Origin of the sequence: Flavipsychrobacter stenotrophus, from assembly GCF_002954265.1 — a bacterium.
Lineage (GTDB): Bacteria > Bacteroidota > Bacteroidia > Chitinophagales > Chitinophagaceae > Flavipsychrobacter > Flavipsychrobacter stenotrophus.
Window position 1 is genome coordinate 723,230 of record NZ_PPSL01000001.1, and the last position, 15,207, is coordinate 738,436.

The 15,207-nt window shown below is 43.1% G+C and carries 12 protein-coding genes; 6 read left to right on the forward strand and 6 right to left on the reverse strand.

The features are described 5' to 3' along the window. Window positions 1–178: 178 nt before the first annotated feature. Complete coding sequence (locus tag CJD36_RS03245; protein WP_105037661.1) at window positions 179–2,695, reverse strand: DNA gyrase/topoisomerase IV subunit A; 2,517 nt, start codon at window positions 2,693–2,695, stop codon at window positions 179–181. Window positions 2,696–2,911: 216 nt separating this feature from the next. Between CJD36_RS03245 and CJD36_RS03250 the strand changes: the two genes are divergently transcribed. Both CJD36_RS03250 and CJD36_RS03255 read left to right on the forward strand, forming a co-directional pair. Continuing rightward, window positions 2,912–3,541 carry a DUF4142 domain-containing protein gene (locus CJD36_RS03250; protein WP_105037662.1) on the forward strand — a complete coding sequence of 210 codons (630 nt, stop codon included), beginning with the start codon at window positions 2,912–2,914 and terminating at the stop codon, window positions 3,539–3,541. Between the two features lie 61 nt (window positions 3,542–3,602). After that, window positions 3,603–4,292, forward strand: a complete 690-nt coding sequence (locus CJD36_RS03255; RefSeq protein WP_105037663.1) for an SIR2 family NAD-dependent protein deacylase — start codon at window positions 3,603–3,605, stop codon at window positions 4,290–4,292. Window positions 4,293–4,355: 63 nt separating this feature from the next. Here the strand turns inward: CJD36_RS03255 and ftsY are convergent, their stop codons facing one another. After that, window positions 4,356–5,333 carry a signal recognition particle-docking protein FtsY gene (gene ftsY, locus CJD36_RS03260; RefSeq protein WP_105037664.1) on the reverse strand — a complete coding sequence of 326 codons (978 nt, stop codon included), beginning with the start codon at window positions 5,331–5,333 and terminating at the stop codon, window positions 4,356–4,358. Between the two features lie 243 nt (window positions 5,334–5,576). Here ftsY and CJD36_RS03265 point away from each other — a divergent pair, with 243 nt between their 5' ends. The 4 genes from CJD36_RS03265 to CJD36_RS23145 all read left to right on the forward strand — a co-directional run bounded on the left by CJD36_RS03265 (window position 5,577) and on the right by CJD36_RS23145 (window position 12,043). Then, complete coding sequence (locus tag CJD36_RS03265) at window positions 5,577–8,552, forward strand: M1 family metallopeptidase (protein WP_161499191.1); 2,976 nt, start codon at window positions 5,577–5,579, stop codon at window positions 8,550–8,552. 172 nt (window positions 8,553–8,724) lie between these two features. After that, on the forward strand, window positions 8,725–10,038 hold the full coding sequence (locus CJD36_RS03270) for a T9SS type A sorting domain-containing protein (protein ID WP_105037666.1): 1,314 nt from the start codon (window positions 8,725–8,727) through the stop codon (window positions 10,036–10,038). A gap of 258 nt (window positions 10,039–10,296) precedes the next feature. Further along, window positions 10,297–11,634 carry an NHL domain-containing protein gene (locus CJD36_RS03275; RefSeq protein WP_161499192.1) on the forward strand — a complete coding sequence of 446 codons (1,338 nt, stop codon included), beginning with the start codon at window positions 10,297–10,299 and terminating at the stop codon, window positions 11,632–11,634. Window positions 11,635–11,803: 169 nt separating this feature from the next. Continuing rightward, complete coding sequence (locus tag CJD36_RS23145; protein WP_161499193.1) at window positions 11,804–12,043, forward strand: hypothetical protein; 240 nt, start codon at window positions 11,804–11,806, stop codon at window positions 12,041–12,043. A 24-nt stretch (window positions 12,044–12,067) separates the two neighbouring features. Here CJD36_RS23145 and CJD36_RS03285 read toward each other — a convergent pair whose 3' ends face one another. The 4 genes from CJD36_RS03285 to CJD36_RS03300 form a co-directional block, all read right to left on the reverse strand. Continuing rightward, window positions 12,068–13,069, reverse strand: coding sequence for a hypothetical protein (locus CJD36_RS03285; protein ID WP_133162472.1), 1,002 nt, complete (start codon window positions 13,067–13,069; stop codon window positions 12,068–12,070). Beyond that, window positions 13,041–13,949 (reverse strand): ParB/RepB/Spo0J family partition protein, encoded by a 909-nt coding sequence (locus CJD36_RS03290; protein WP_105037670.1) that lies wholly within the window; start codon window positions 13,947–13,949, stop codon window positions 13,041–13,043. Before CJD36_RS03290 ends, CJD36_RS03285 begins: the two co-directional genes overlap by 29 nt. Before the next feature lie 81 nt (window positions 13,950–14,030). After that, complete coding sequence (locus CJD36_RS03295) at window positions 14,031–14,543, reverse strand: hypothetical protein (protein ID WP_105037671.1); 513 nt, start codon at window positions 14,541–14,543, stop codon at window positions 14,031–14,033. A gap of 370 nt (window positions 14,544–14,913) precedes the next feature. Then, window positions 14,914–15,153, reverse strand: a complete 240-nt coding sequence (locus CJD36_RS03300; protein WP_105037672.1) for a hypothetical protein — start codon at window positions 15,151–15,153, stop codon at window positions 14,914–14,916. Between the last annotated feature and the right edge of the window lie 54 nt (window positions 15,154–15,207).

The following is a 15,207-nucleotide window of genomic DNA, read 5'->3' on the forward strand; positions in this document are numbered from 1 at the left end:
GATACCTTCGGCATCGTTTCCAAATTAGTATCTAATTTTTCTACAGACATCTGATACCTTCGGCATCATGACATGCTATCTGTACCTTAACTAAATGATATAGTGTTAAATCCATTCACTATTTATATCGCCCCTGCCTACCGGCAGGCAGGCTTACAGGGCTTTTTACAATAATAATTTAGAATAATGTAGGTGCTTCAGGTTCGCCTGTGTCTTCACTTACCGCAGGTACCAGAGAGATTTCCTTCATATTTACATCGGCAATGAAAGTACCAATAGTGCGCCAGCCGGTTACATCTATCGTTTCATGAAGTGCTACTTGTTCTTCCGTCAGTTCGTTCTTTTTCTTGCCGGTTCTTATGATTACAATTGGTTCAGGCATTGTTGTTACGAACTCCAGATAGTTACCTTCGCCTTCTTTAATAAATAGGTAACGTGTCTTAAGTGTCTGACTTTCAATGATAAACCTTTTAGCATTGAATTGGTTGCTCTTAGCTTCCCAGTACACAGCAGTTACTACACGCTTAGGGTGGAACTTTTCTATCAGTACCAGGCTGTCGGTATCGTATCTGTTGGTAAGCTCATAGTCGGTGATCTCATAGGTGCCGTCTTTGTAGAAGGCGATCACGCGGTCCTTTTCATCAAATCGGCCGAGCAAGGTACCCTTTTCCTCTTTATTCAGTCGACCTACTGTATCATCATACCAGATCTTCATAGCCGAAAGGGTAGAGCGACCTTTTTCTTTAAAGCGGGTACTCTTTACCGGGTATTTGGTTACCTGGTTGCCCTGAGCTGAACGTGCCTTAATTTCCAATTCTTCAAAGTAGTAGTCGAACACCTTTACACGTGCCTTGCAGCCAGGGTTCAGGGTTACGGTGATCACCTCTGCCTCGCCATTGGGATTGGCGGAGAAGTGTAATACCTTACTGTCTGGGTTGCCTTTGGTAAGGTCATACTCTTTGTCGCGGGTAATACCTGTGACATTAAAACGCTTACCGTAGGTAATACCGGTCTTGCCATCCACGTACATCATATTGTAGGTGGTTCGCTCATCGTTCTTCTGGAAGATGGCGACATGGCTGATGTCTTTGCCCACGAAGGTCTTTTCTGCAACCTTGGTCACCATCATTCTGCCGTTCTTACGGAATGTGATGATCATGTCCAGATCAGAACAGTCGAAAAGGAATTCATCCTTCTTCAGGCTGGTGCCTATAAAGCCTTCCTTCCAGTTCACGTAAAGTTTGGCATTGGCAATGGCAACCGTATTGGCATTGATGGTCTCAAACGGACGAATCTCTGTCTGGCGCTCGCGGCCCTTACCGTATTTCTTCAGCAGGTTCTCATAATAGCGGATAGAGTAGTCGTTGAGGTTCTCAATATTATTCTTAACCTCACCAATGTTATTCTCTACACCACGTATATGTTCATCAGCTTTAAATGCATCGAACTTAGAGATACGTTTGATGCGGATCTCGGTCAATTTGATAATATCGTCCTGGGTGATCTGACGGCGCAAGAGTTTTTTGAAAGGAGTCAAGCCCTTGTCGATAGCTGCCAATACACCCTCCCAGGTTGTTTCTTCTTCAATATCTCGGTAGATGCGGTTTTCGATGAATATCTTCTCCAGAGAAGAGTAGTGCCAATCATCTTCGAGTTCACCCAATTTTATTTCCAGCTCGCGAAGTAACAAAGCCTTTGTATGCTGCACCGAGTGGCGGAGCATATCGCTGACTGTTATAAAGTGTGGCTTATCGCCGATGATCACACAGGCATTAGGAGATATACTGATCTCACAATCGGTAAATGCGTACAGTGCATCGATGGTCTGGTTGGTATCTACACCCGGAGGTAAGATAATAGACAGTTCAACATCTTTAGCAGTATTGTCTGTAACGCTTTTTATTTTGATCTTGCCACTTTCATTGGCCTTAAGAATGCTATCTACCAAAGTAGATGTAGTGATACCATAAGGAACACTCTTTATTAATAACGTCTTCTTGTCGGCCTCTTCAATTTTTGCTCTTACCCTTATTTTGCCACCACGTGCGCCGTCGTTGTAATTGCTTACATCAACCATACCGCCATGCAGGAAGTCGGGATACAATTCAAACTTCTTGCCTTTAAGGTGCTTAATAGCACAGTCCAGTATTTCGCAAAAGTTGTGTGGTAATATTTTGGTACTCAAACCAACTGCAATACCATCAGTACCCTGAGCAAGCAGCAAAGGGAACTTCATTGGCAGGGTGGTAGGCTCGTTCTTACGACCATCATAGCTCAACTGCCAGTTTGTGGTCTTGGCATTAAAAGCTACTTCAAGGGCGAATTTGGAGAGACGTGCTTCTATGTAACGGGCAGCAGCAGCAGGGTCGCCTGTGCGAATATCGCCCCAGTTTCCCTGGGTCTCTATAAGCAGGTCTTTCTGCCCCAGGCCTACCATTGCATCGGTGATGGAGGCATCGCCATGCGGGTGATACTGCATGGTTTGACCTATGACATTGGCAACTTTATTGAAGCGGCCATCGTCCATCTCCTTCATAGCGTGCAATATGCGGCGCTGTACTGGTTTCAGACCATCTTCAATGGCCGGAACCGCACGTTCTAGAATTACATAGCTGGCATAGTCTAAGAACCAGCTCTCGTACATATCGTTAATCATCACCGAGCCTAACCCGGAAAATTCATCTTGTTCTGCCATGTATTGTTTTTCCCACTGGGAGGTGCAAAAATATTGATACCCACCGATATTTTCTGATAAAATTATGCACAAATGAAAATATTGGATTATAGGGAGTCAATAAGTTAGATAGCTAAATTTTATTAATACTATAATGCAGATCATACATGGCATAGTTTTTAAAAAGTCTACAATGATCGGTGCAAACAAATATTATCTGATCTAAATATAATTATCATGAAAAGTGTTACTAAAAACATCATTTACCTCTTCATTGCTACAGTGTTCATAACCTCTGTTTGCTCGTGCAGGGGAAAGAAATATGCCGGTACCAATGAAGAGGATTCTGATTCAGTAATTCTTGCCAGGGCCAACAACATAGCTGACAGTATAGCCAAAGTGAACTATAAGCCCGATACTACCTACAGGCTAGATACGGTAAAAATTCTTAGCAATCCTGATTATGCATTTGTACATAATTGCATAAAAAGTAATTGCAAGCAAATGGAAGTTATTCATTTTGGAATAGTTAATGGGTTTGATAAAAAGATCAAAAACGCATCGAAAGGAATGATGAGTGACTATGTTCACCTTAATGCCCAGTTGCGGGAGTATGCTACCCGAAACAATATTCCATTGTCTAATGATACAACTATTGATCTGAGTTTTGCCAATACCATGGACGGGTATACATGGGATAGCACCTGGGTAGACCTTGTATTAAGGGATCAGACAGCCACTTTAGCAGACTTTCAAAAAGCAAAGGCAGTGGTAAAAGATGCACAGCTACAGGCGATGATAGATAACCACATGCCTGCAATTAACAAGCATTTACAAGTTGCGGACAATCTTAAGAAGTCGTATTAATTGTAAATGATTTTTTAAAGTTACCTGTTTTGATTATTGCCTGATTTTAGTATTTTTAAGTATGGCAAAACAAAAAATTGTAGTGTTGACGGGTGCCGGGATAAGTGCAGAGAGTGGTTTAAGAACATTCAGAGACAGTGATGGGCTGTGGGAGGGGTATAATGTGGCGGATGTAGCTACGCCCCGGGCATGGCGAAAAGATCCCCAACTTGTCCTCAATTTTTATAATGAACGCAGGCGAGATGTGATGCTTGCCAATCCGAATAGTGCACACAAGGCTGTTGCCGAATTGGAACAGCAATATGATGTACAAATAATTACCCAAAACATAGATGACCTGCATGAACGAGCCGGAAGTACCAAGGTGCTGCATCTGCATGGAGAGATAGTGAAAATGCGCAGCGAACGCGCCGAACACCGTTTATACCCCGTACTTAAAGATATACAGTTAGGCGACGTCGCATTTGACGGAGGGCAGTACAGGCCTCACGTAGTTTGGTTTGAAGAGCCGGTGCCAATGATGGAGGAGGCTATACCACTAATGTATGCAGCCGATATATTTGTGCTTATAGGAACATCACTAGCAGTATATCCTGCTGCCAGCCTTGTTGATTATGTGAAGGACAACGTGAAGAAGTATATAATAGACAAGAAGATTCCGGAGGTGACAAGGCATAAGAATGTTATACCCATAGAAATGCCTGCTACGGAGGGAATGGTGGAGTTGAGGAGGTTGTTGGGGCAGAAGTGATGACAGTTTATAATGATAAATGCCCCGCTAAAGCGAGGCATTTCAAATATTGGGGATAGAAAATTACTTATTGAGATTAAACAGGCTATCTACAAATTCTTCCTTTTTAAAGATCTGGAGGTCTTCCATGCGCTCACCGACCCCAATATATTTAACCGGTATTTTGAACTGGTTGGCTATGGCCAGTACTACGCCGCCTTTGGCTGTACCATCTAGTTTAGTAATAGCTATGGCAGTAACCTTGGTCGCTGCTGTAAAGTGTTTGGCTTGTTCTATGGCGTTTTGACCGGTACTGCCATCGAGTACCAAAAGGACTTCGTGAGGAGCATCAGGCATTTTCTTTGAGATGACCCTGCGAATCTTGCTGAGCTCATCCATAAGATAGGCTTTGTTGTGCAGGCGGCCTGCTGTGTCTATGATCACTACATCGCTACCACGGGAGATGCCGGTTTCCACAGCTTCAAATGCTACTGCACTAGGATCACTGCCCATTTCTTTCTTTACAATGGGAACGCCCACGCGCTCACTCCAAATTACCAGCTGATCTACCGCCGCGGCCCTGAAGGTGTCTGCGGCGCCCATTAATACGTTTTTGCCTCTTTTCTTAAAGTTATACGATAGTTTGCCTATAGTGGTTGTCTTACCAACGCCGTTGACACCAACTACTAGTATTACATATGGGTGTTTGCCGGGTGGGGTATCGAAAGTTGCAAACTCATCAGACTGTGCATCTGTGAGCATAGACATGATCTCTTCCTGTAAAATGCCATTGAGCTGAGCTGTACCAATATATTTGTCTTTGGCGACTCTTTCTTCTATGCGCTTTATGATAGCTACTGTGGTTTCTACACCTACATCAGCGCCTATCAATGCATCTTCTACCTGGTCCAATACTTCGGAATCGACGGTGTCTTTACCGGCAATAGCCTTGGTCAATTTAGAGAAAAATCCTTCTTTGGTTTTTTTAAGTCCTTCGTCCAGCGCTACTTTTTCTTCTTCCTGCTCTTTGTTGCGTTTAAAGAGTTTATCAAATAACCCCATGATGTATTTTTAGAAACACTGCAAAAGTAATAAATATAAAAATGGAGCAGGTAAGGAATTCTACCGAAAATGTTAAGAAAATCAATGTTGTAGGGATAATTGCTGCATTATTTTAGCTATTTGGTTTCGGGTAGTTGATTTTTATACGCTATGCAGTACAATTTAGGCCGTATATGTGCGTTTGAAGCAGATAACACCGGGGACAAACCGATGCCATTTTATATAAAACCTTATTTTAGCGGAATGAAGCCATTTTTTTCAGCACTTATACTTTTTACAACGCTACATACTTCAGCACAAACATACTGGCAACAACATGTTGCTACCAAGATAGATGTACGATTGGATGACGAAGCTCATTTTCTTCATGCCAGAGAGGAGTTTGTTTACACCAATAATTCACCCGATACCTTAAGAAACCTGTATATTCATGTGTGGCCAAATGCTTACAAAAACGACCATACCCCCTTTGCACAACAGCAAGATAGAAATGGTAATACCTCATTTTATTATTCACCCAACAAAGACAAAGGTTATATAGATAGCCTGGACTTTACAGTTGATGGCAAGAATGTGGATCATTATATTGCTGAAAATACACCTGATATTGCCCGAATCGACCTGGCTTATCCGCTGTTGCCGGGTAAAAGTATTAAAGTGGCTACACCTTTTCTTGTGAAGATACCCAAGGTATTTTCGAGGTTGGGGCACACCGACCAGGCCTATTTTATATCTCAGTGGTTTCCCAAGCCAGCGGTATATGATCAGAAAGGCTGGCATCCGATCTCTTATTTGGATCAGGGAGAGTTTTTTAGTGAATTTGGGTCTTATGATGTTACCATAACGCTGCCTAAGAATTATGTAGTAATGGCAACGGGTAACTGCATGGATGAAAAGGAAAATACGTGGATGGATGGTTTGTCTAAGTTGCCCGTCTCTGATTCTGCAAATGACAATACCCCTACAAGCAGCACAGAACTGAAGACCATCCACTTTCATGAAGATAATGTGCATGATTTTGCCTGGTTTGCCGACAAGCGGTGGATAGTGAGAAAGGATTCGGTAAAGTCTCCGGGAACGGAACATCTTGTCTATACCTGGGCTGCCTATTTACCTTCTTATAAGAAAATATGGGCTGATGCTACTACTTACCTTGGTGAGACAGTGAAGCACTATGGCAAGTGGGTGGGACCATATCCATACAATACTATTAAGGCCGTGCTGGGTGATATGCATGCGGGTGGCGGTATGGAGTATCCAACTGTTACGATCATAGATAAAACTGCAGCACTAAATTTCAGAACGGTAGTGATACACGAAGCAGGCCATAACTGGTTTTATGGTATGCTGGGCAGCAACGAGCGAGACCACCCATGGATGGACGAGGGAATGAACACTTTTTATGAGAAGAAGACCACGGAGGCATTAACACCTGATACCGGTATATTGTCTAAACTGAGCAAGCTAAATGAAGAGTTGCTGTATTATCAACTGGCAGCATCACATACCGACCAAACGATCGACCAGACCGCATCTAAGTTCACCAAATTGAACTACGGACTGGATGTGTATTATAAGACATGGCTTATGCTGCGTGTGCTGGAGCAGTACATGGGTGAGGCCGATTTTGAGAAAGGAATGAAGAATTACTACAACAACTGGCACTACAAACATCCATATCCGGAAAATTTCAGGGACTGTATGCAGCAGAGCACTACGAAAAACCTGGATTGGTTTTTCCCCGGAATGTTGTTTACTGATAAAAAGATTGACTTTACTATAATAAATGCGCGGAGAGAAAATGATAAGACGACAGTGAAATTGCGCAACAATAGTTCTGTACTGTCGCCTGTGCTGATCAATGCCTTCAGCAATGACAGCCTGGTGTGCAAGAAGTGGACAGCGCCATTTACAGGTACTACAACAATTGACTTGCCAGTTACTGAATGGGACAAGCTGAAGATCGATCACTTCTTTCCTGATGCAAAATCGGCCAATGATATCTACACAAAAGGTGGTTTGTCGCATAGGTTCCACCTTGGTATTCGCGGATTTTTTGGTGTGAATACCGATGAAAAGTACAAACTTTTTGTTGCGCCAGCTGTCGCATATAACCAATACAATGGAGTAATGGGGGGCTTAGTAATACATAACCTGACCATGCCTGAGAATAGGCTCCGCTTTATATTGACACCGCTTTATTCCGGCGCTACTAATAGCTTTACGGGCGCGGGATCGATGGGGTATATGTGGTATCCTAAAAGAGCGTTCCAGGAGATATTGCTGCAGGCAGATGCGAAATCATTCCATTACAACGAATCGTATGCGGGCCTTACTGACAGAGCGTATACGCGTTATATAAAACTGGAGGTAGGACCGAGTTTTACACTTAAGGAAAAAGACCCTCTAAGTGATGCCACAAAAATGCTATCGGTTAAGGGGTATAGCATATGGGAAGACCAGTTTGCAGGGGCCAGCGCAGGGATAGAAAAGATAAATGTAAAACAGCATTTATATGGAGTTGTGAGGTATGAGCATTTTAATGAGCGCACCTACAATCCATTCAGCTATACAAGTGAAGTGCAAGTGGGCGCTGACTTTGCTAAGGTGACCCTTGAGGGCAAGGCGAGAGTAGATTATAATACCCGTAAAAAATCACTCTATGTGAGGGCGTTTCTGGGTAAGTTCTTCGCTATTAATGGCGACCCGGCTGTTACAAGCAGATACCAGCTTAATTCATCTTACTCAGCCACTAATGATTATTTGTATGATGGTACATATATAGGTAGGAATGCAACCGGAAATGTAGCAGCACAGCAGGTGTCGATACAGGAGGGTGGCTTTAAAGTGCCTGTGTTTGGCAGGGTAAGTCGTAGCGACAACTACATGGCGACTATCAATCTCGAGACCGATCTGCCATTGGGCAAGTTGCCAATAAGAATATTTGCGGATGCAGGACTTATCCCAAACATTAAAGCAACAATAGCTAACAATAGCAGTACTACATTTTTATATGAGGCTGGTCTCTCTGTGCATCTCATTAAAGACGTAGTGTACATCTATTTGCCTATAGTAATGAGCGGTGATTTCCAGAATTATCTCCATGACACTTATGGCAATAGGAATGCATTTAAACACGGCATATCATTCACCATGATGTTTCAGAATATAAACTGGCTGCGTAGTCCTACGAGTTTGTTAAAGAAGCTGGTGAATTGATAAGTGTAGTTTTTTGACTTAAATTTCCTTTAGTGAATTGATTTAGAATCAGTTCACTAAGCAGCTGAATTTAAATACATGGCTTTTATTTTAGTTTTTTAAAACATGTCATAAAAAATTTTGGTTATTTAACAAAAGGTTATTAAATTTAGGTTAATAAAACAACCAATTTATGAAACACATATTACGCAAATCGTTTACAGCAGCAATGCTGGCAGTAGCATGCGGCAGTGTTGCGCATGCACAGGGTACGATATCGACAATAGCTGGTAACGGATTGTCGGGATTTGGTGGTGATGGTGGACCTGCCGTGGGCAGTGTGTTGAGCAGTCCGAGCGGTGTTGCGCTGGATGCGTCAGGCAATGTTTTCATAGTTGACAAATATAATTACCGACTCAGGAAGATTGATGCAGCAAGTGGTAATATTTCTACTTATGCAGGTGGTGGTACATCTACGGCATATGATATTGATCCTACAACGGCAATGTTTGAAATGCCAACCAGTGTTTACATCAACGGTTTAAATGATATTCTTGTAACGGATCACTTTTTTGATATGACGTTCAAGATCGACCATTCATCAGGTCATCTATTCTCTCGTTGTGGCAGCCACTCTCAGGGATGTGATGGAGATGGCGGATCAGGCGAAGGTGCAAGAATGATGTTGCCGGCTGCTTCATGTGAAGATGCTGCAGGAAACGCTTATATGGCTGATCAGGGCTGCGGAAAGATCCGTAAGGTTGACGGAGCTACTGGCCTGGTAAGCACATTGGCTACTTTATCTGGTGTCAACGCGGTTTTCTTTGATCCAACTACAACTACCGATCTTTATGTATCACAGATGTATACTCACCAGATCCTGAAGATAAATGTGGCTACAGGTGTAACTACAGTAGTAGTAGGTACTGGTGTAGCTGGTAATACAGGTAATGTAGGTTATGCGATCAATGCAACAATTGGTATGCCTACAGCAATATTTGTAGATAATCACCATGGTCTGTACTTCACAGATGCTACTTACAATGTAGTGCGCAAAGTGAACCTGACCACAGGACAGATATACAATATAGCAGGAACAGGTGTTGCAGGATATTCAGGCGACGGTGCTGCTTCTCAGCTGGCTGAATTGAATAATCCTCAGGGAATATGGGTAGACAATTCAGGCTACATATACATCGCTGATGCAGGTAACAATGTTATTCGTAAGATCAAGCCAAAAGGCCCTAAAGCAAATGGTGCAATGACGGAAATCAGCGAGGTAAGTGTTTATCCTAATCCTACTTCAGGTGTATTCACATTGTTCACAGACGAAGAGTTGAGCAATACCAATGTAACTGTTTACAATGTTGTAGGCCAGCAGGTTTATTCAACTGTTCTTAGCGGTAATTCAAACAACATAGACCTTGGCCAACAGGCTCCGGGCTTGTATACTGTAGCATTTAAAACTGCTTCAGGTATGCATACTGAAAGGGTTACTATTCAATAATCAGAATGTTGAAATGATATTCAAATGCTCCCGCCTGGGAGCATTTGTTTTTTAAGCGATTTTGAATTAAATTGTATGATGATGTTGCAACAGTTGTTATCACTAAAAAAACACTTGAAATTGGTAATGCACCCATCGTTGCGTACCTACACCACGCCGTGTGACGGGGGAAGAATGCGAGGCTACGAACCTTTTGCACCAAACGGCGATATGACGAGTTCCTGTTTGCACACAACGCAAGGACTGAGTTTGAAATCTGTGGTTATAACACTCCTGGTCTTTTGTTTCATATCTGAGCAATCCAGGGCGCAGGGCGGATATATAACTACTATTGCGGGTAACGGAGTTACACAATATATTGGTGATGGGTATCCGGCAACAAATTTATCGTTGGCTACACCCTCAGGGTTGTGTATGGACAGGCAGGGTAATATATACTCAACAGATTTTGCCAGTCATAGAATAAGGAAGATAACGCCATCTGATTCGATCTATACAATTGGGTTGACCGGTGTGCCAGGATATACGGGCGACAACGGACCGGCAACCAATGCAACAATGGACAGACCTTATGGTATAACCATAGATACTTTTGGTAACCTGTATATTATAGATCAGCGGGATGATGTGGTGCGGAAAATAACCCGGTCCACAGGTATCATTACCACCATTTGTGGGAATGGTGCAGGAGGATTCTTTGGTGATGGCGGCCCTGCTACGGCTGCGCATATGGAACAGCCCGCAGGTTTGTGTATAGACAATGCAGGTAATTTGTACATAGCGGATAAGGGTAATAACCGTATACGTAAGGTAGATGCAGCATCGGGCATCATTAGTACGGTGGCAGGTATGGGGATTATAGGCTATAATGGCGATGATAGTGCGGCTACAGCAGCAAAATTATCTAATCCGCGGGGAGTGTGCCTGGATATAGCCGGCAATATATACATAGCTGATTACGGCAATCACCGTATTCGGAAGGTAGATGCGATAACTGGTATCATTACAACCTTTGCCGGCACAGGAGTAGCAGGCAACTCGGGTAATGGCGGGCCTGCTACAAACGCACAACTGACACAACCCACTGGTGTATTTATGAGCAAACAGGGCAATTTGTATATATCGGACTACGGGAATAATGTGATACGGATAATAGGGTCGGATGGCGTGATCAACAAAATTGCTTGTACGGGTGGGTATGGATATACAGGAGATCATGGACCTGCGCAGGATGCTACCATGATAGGGCCATTGGCCGTGTTTACAGATGACTCTGAGAATATATATATAGCCGATGGCACTAACTCCGCAATAAGGAAAATACAACATTCACCGGTGGGCATTACAGATGTAAAGAAGTTGGGTAATCTTCCTGTATATCCTAATCCTACCGCGGGAGCATGTTATATAGATGCCGGTAGGGTAAGTACTAATGCAAGTGTGTTAGTATGTAATATGCTTGGTGCAGTGGTTTATAGTGCGCCGGTTACGGAAGTACAGCATCGTATAGACATGACTGCATTGCCAGCAGGGGTATATTTCGTTCGGGTGTTTAGTGGGAATGAAGTGAGGTTAGGGAAGGTGGTGAAGGAGTAGCCTACAACCTCACCTTAGCAATATAACACCCCTTATCAGCATAGCCCAGGATATATAGATAATTGCCCTGACGTTGCATGTCTACGTAATCGATGATGGGATAATTTTTTAGTATGATAGTCTTTGTAATGGTGTTGTTCTCTATGAAGTGCAGTTGCATTGCTTTTTCGTGATGGTCTTTGAGCGCTACCGCGTATTTGCCGGTGCCGACCTTTGCTATTCCCGGATAACTGAATACGTCTCCATCCATACGTACTACCGCAATGGTATCGAAGGTTTCGCGGTCAATGAGCGCTGTAAAGCAGGGTGGATGGCCTATCTGGGCAACGCCGGTAAGAGCGATAGCTTTTTTGCTGACTGCTATGTTGCCACCAATGAATTCATATTGTGTGTATTGTTCTCTGAATAGCGTGTAGGTTTTCTTACGAAGCGGTTAGAAGTCTTTGTCCGTTTCCATTAGCAGGGCAGCATATCTACTAACTGAGGACCCTATAGATCTTTGTTTTACCGTGCCGGAGAAAAGATAGCCTGTTGGCGTTTCTACAAATGATGTTGCTTCGCCTGCCAGGTAAGTATGTTTATCTGTGTCGTCCCAATACATATCCTCCCTCGACGGCAGATCCTGCAATAAGGTATCAGTGAGTAGTTTTCCCTTAGCTGAAACCTTTAAGATTCTTGGTGTCACTGTGTTCTCGGACAGGTATTTGCTTACCTCAACAGTTTTGATGAGAGACGTGCCTAGAATAATGAATTGACCATCTTCATTTTCAATCGCTTTCTGGGGAGTAGAATTATAGAATGATGGGTACATCTTATCCCACTTCAGCATAAAGTTGGTATCGAGCATCATTGCAAATATGCCTTGTGCGCGGTCTGTCTCATAGTTTTTCTCCCTGTATCCATTGGCAAAGCCCGTTATGAATAGATTGCCTGTTGAGGTTACCTGTATGGTGTTGCCTTCTACCACGCTCGGTAGCATCAGGTGATCTTTACGAAAATCTTCGGGTTTCAATTTTCTATATTCAGAAGCCAATCCGCCGGCGAAGGAGCGGTTGGCCAGCTTGCCGTCGCTTGTAAATTTATAGACGAACATAGAGCCAAACATGCCAATGTTGGGCATCGTTGAGTCTGCAATTACAGTAACGCCATCTACGGTCTTATAATACTCGGTACCGTGTTGGTACTTGCCGGTAACATAGAAAGTTCCCGAAGGTGCTACCGCTAAAGCAGTAGGGTGAAATTCTGCAATGGGATTGTGTGTTTCCAATATCTCCCATTCCAGCGTTTGCGCGTGACTACATAGGGAAATGCTAAGCATCGTTACAAGTAAGGTCAATTTCATAACAGGAACGAAGATAATAATTCCCGAAAGGTAGAGCGCTATTTTCCGGGGGTATTCTGTTGGCTCAGTATGGCACATCAAGTGCTGATGCATTTACCTGTATTTTTACCGTTTTCAATTTCCTCTTCATCTTGAATTTCATTGTGAGTTTCGGATCAAAGAAGTCTTTTACAAGTGCAGGCCTTGGGGAATTCAGCAAATACTCTCTTGGCAAGCCATTGATATGATTCGGAAACTCAAGTAAGGGATTAGTCACGTTCCTTACCACAACCGGAATCTCTTTTATGCCGAGTGCCCTACAGGCAAATACGCGATGAAAACCATTGTGCAGGACTATCTTTGTTGGCGTCCGCAATACGTTTACCGGAGCTACTCCATACCCTATAAAAGATATTATCGCTGCTACAGGCAACCCACCACCCGCAAACTCCATATCGTCTTCTGTAAGATCTTTTACGAAAGAACCCAGATAGCGCATGTCACTGCTGGGCGACGTGAAAATGTGCGTACCCGCGGTTTCAAGATGTTGGATAGGATCCTGGTATCTATCGGGCGACAGGCAGGCTTTTATCAGGTCTTTCATGCCTGTAGCACCTTTCATGTCGTCTATCAATTTCTGGCAAAAATCAAAATTTACCATCTTCTGAGGGGCAACCAGTTTATCTATTTCTACGAGAGCGATCTCTGTATTGTGTGGCTGAAATGTTTTGGAAAAACGGGGGTCATTGCGGTATACATCCAACAGCTTGTTGTAGCGCGCGGGTATTTTTTTTACACTTATTGTATTGGCCAGATCTTTTTCGTCGGCACATAACTGCTGCACATAAGGCTGCACCAGTCGCAGGTTTTCAAATATTTCGTCCTGCCTATCGTATTCAGATTCGGCAAAATGCTGTTTGATAAAAGCTGCCAATTCATTGTTGGAAGAGAACCCGTAAACATTCAAAGCGTTTTCTGTATGTGTGTTGAGCATTGTTGGTAGATTAAAATGGATAAGTATTTAATACCTGCCCGGAGTAACCGGGCAGGTATTAAGAATTTAGCAGATCCCGGATCAGTCACGAATTATTGTTCCCGGTGCCGAATCCACAGCAAACACACCGGCGCCCTCTATCGAGCCCAGGAATTCACCATAGTAAGTATTACCAGAAGGGCTGTAAACTGTTAAGGAGACACCTCCTACAACTTCTGTTTCCCCGATTACCGTAACCTGACAAGGGCCGATAATGCCGGATGTAGAAACTGTGAACCAGCCAGCAATGTCGCCCACACCTATACCAGCTCCCATGCCAGAGTTTACAGCTTCAATGATAACATTGGGAGGAGTACCGATTATAGTAAGGGATGCCTGCATAGCGAAACTGGGTCCGTCGGCTGCTATACCAATGGTGCCATAGGCGTAATAGTCTGACCAAGCCCAACCCGGCTCCATGATGTGTTTGTTTTTTACCGACTTAATGTGATCTTTCGGTAATGCTCTTAGCTCGGCTATCGTAGCATTCATTTTCTTTTTCGCTTTAGCCACTAATTCGGGATTCTTTGGCGCTGCGCTTTTTTTGTTTTCCATAAAAAATTAATTTTTTGGTGAACAACAAATCTATTCTGCTTATCGGTTGACAATTATTCAATGAGGTCGAGCATAGACATTATGTATCTCAATGGCCTGAAATTGGGGATGGAGGGTATTGTGAGGAGTTAATTAAATGGGGTAATTAACCGGGTATATACTCAAAAAAAGCCATCGTAGATGAACCTTCAAAACATGGTTGTACGATTCCACTTATGCTAAGGGAATCGTACAATCGTTATTAATAATGAACAAGAAAAAATTACAGATGTTCAAGCTGGTAGTTCTTGATTGGCATTGCAATGCATGATAGCACCTTAGCGAAGTAAATTGCATCATTTAGTACCACCAATTTTAAGTACAGCTGTTTTTAGTCTTCCATTTCCAGCTCTGTAACCAGGTCGTGCCCTGAAACAGAGTGGCCAATGCCTGCTGCAAACAATGATATGTTGCCCAACGCCAACAATGCGTAAGCGATACCCAAAGCCATAAGCATATAATTAGCAGATTCGGGCTTGCCCATGAAGCCTAGCAAAAATATACCAATACCTACCAATACTCTTAAAATTCTTCCCGCAACACTCGCCATAAACCTGAAATAGCTTTTCATAATCACACGTTTTAATTATTAGTATAGACGGTAAAACCATGCCATTTATTGGGT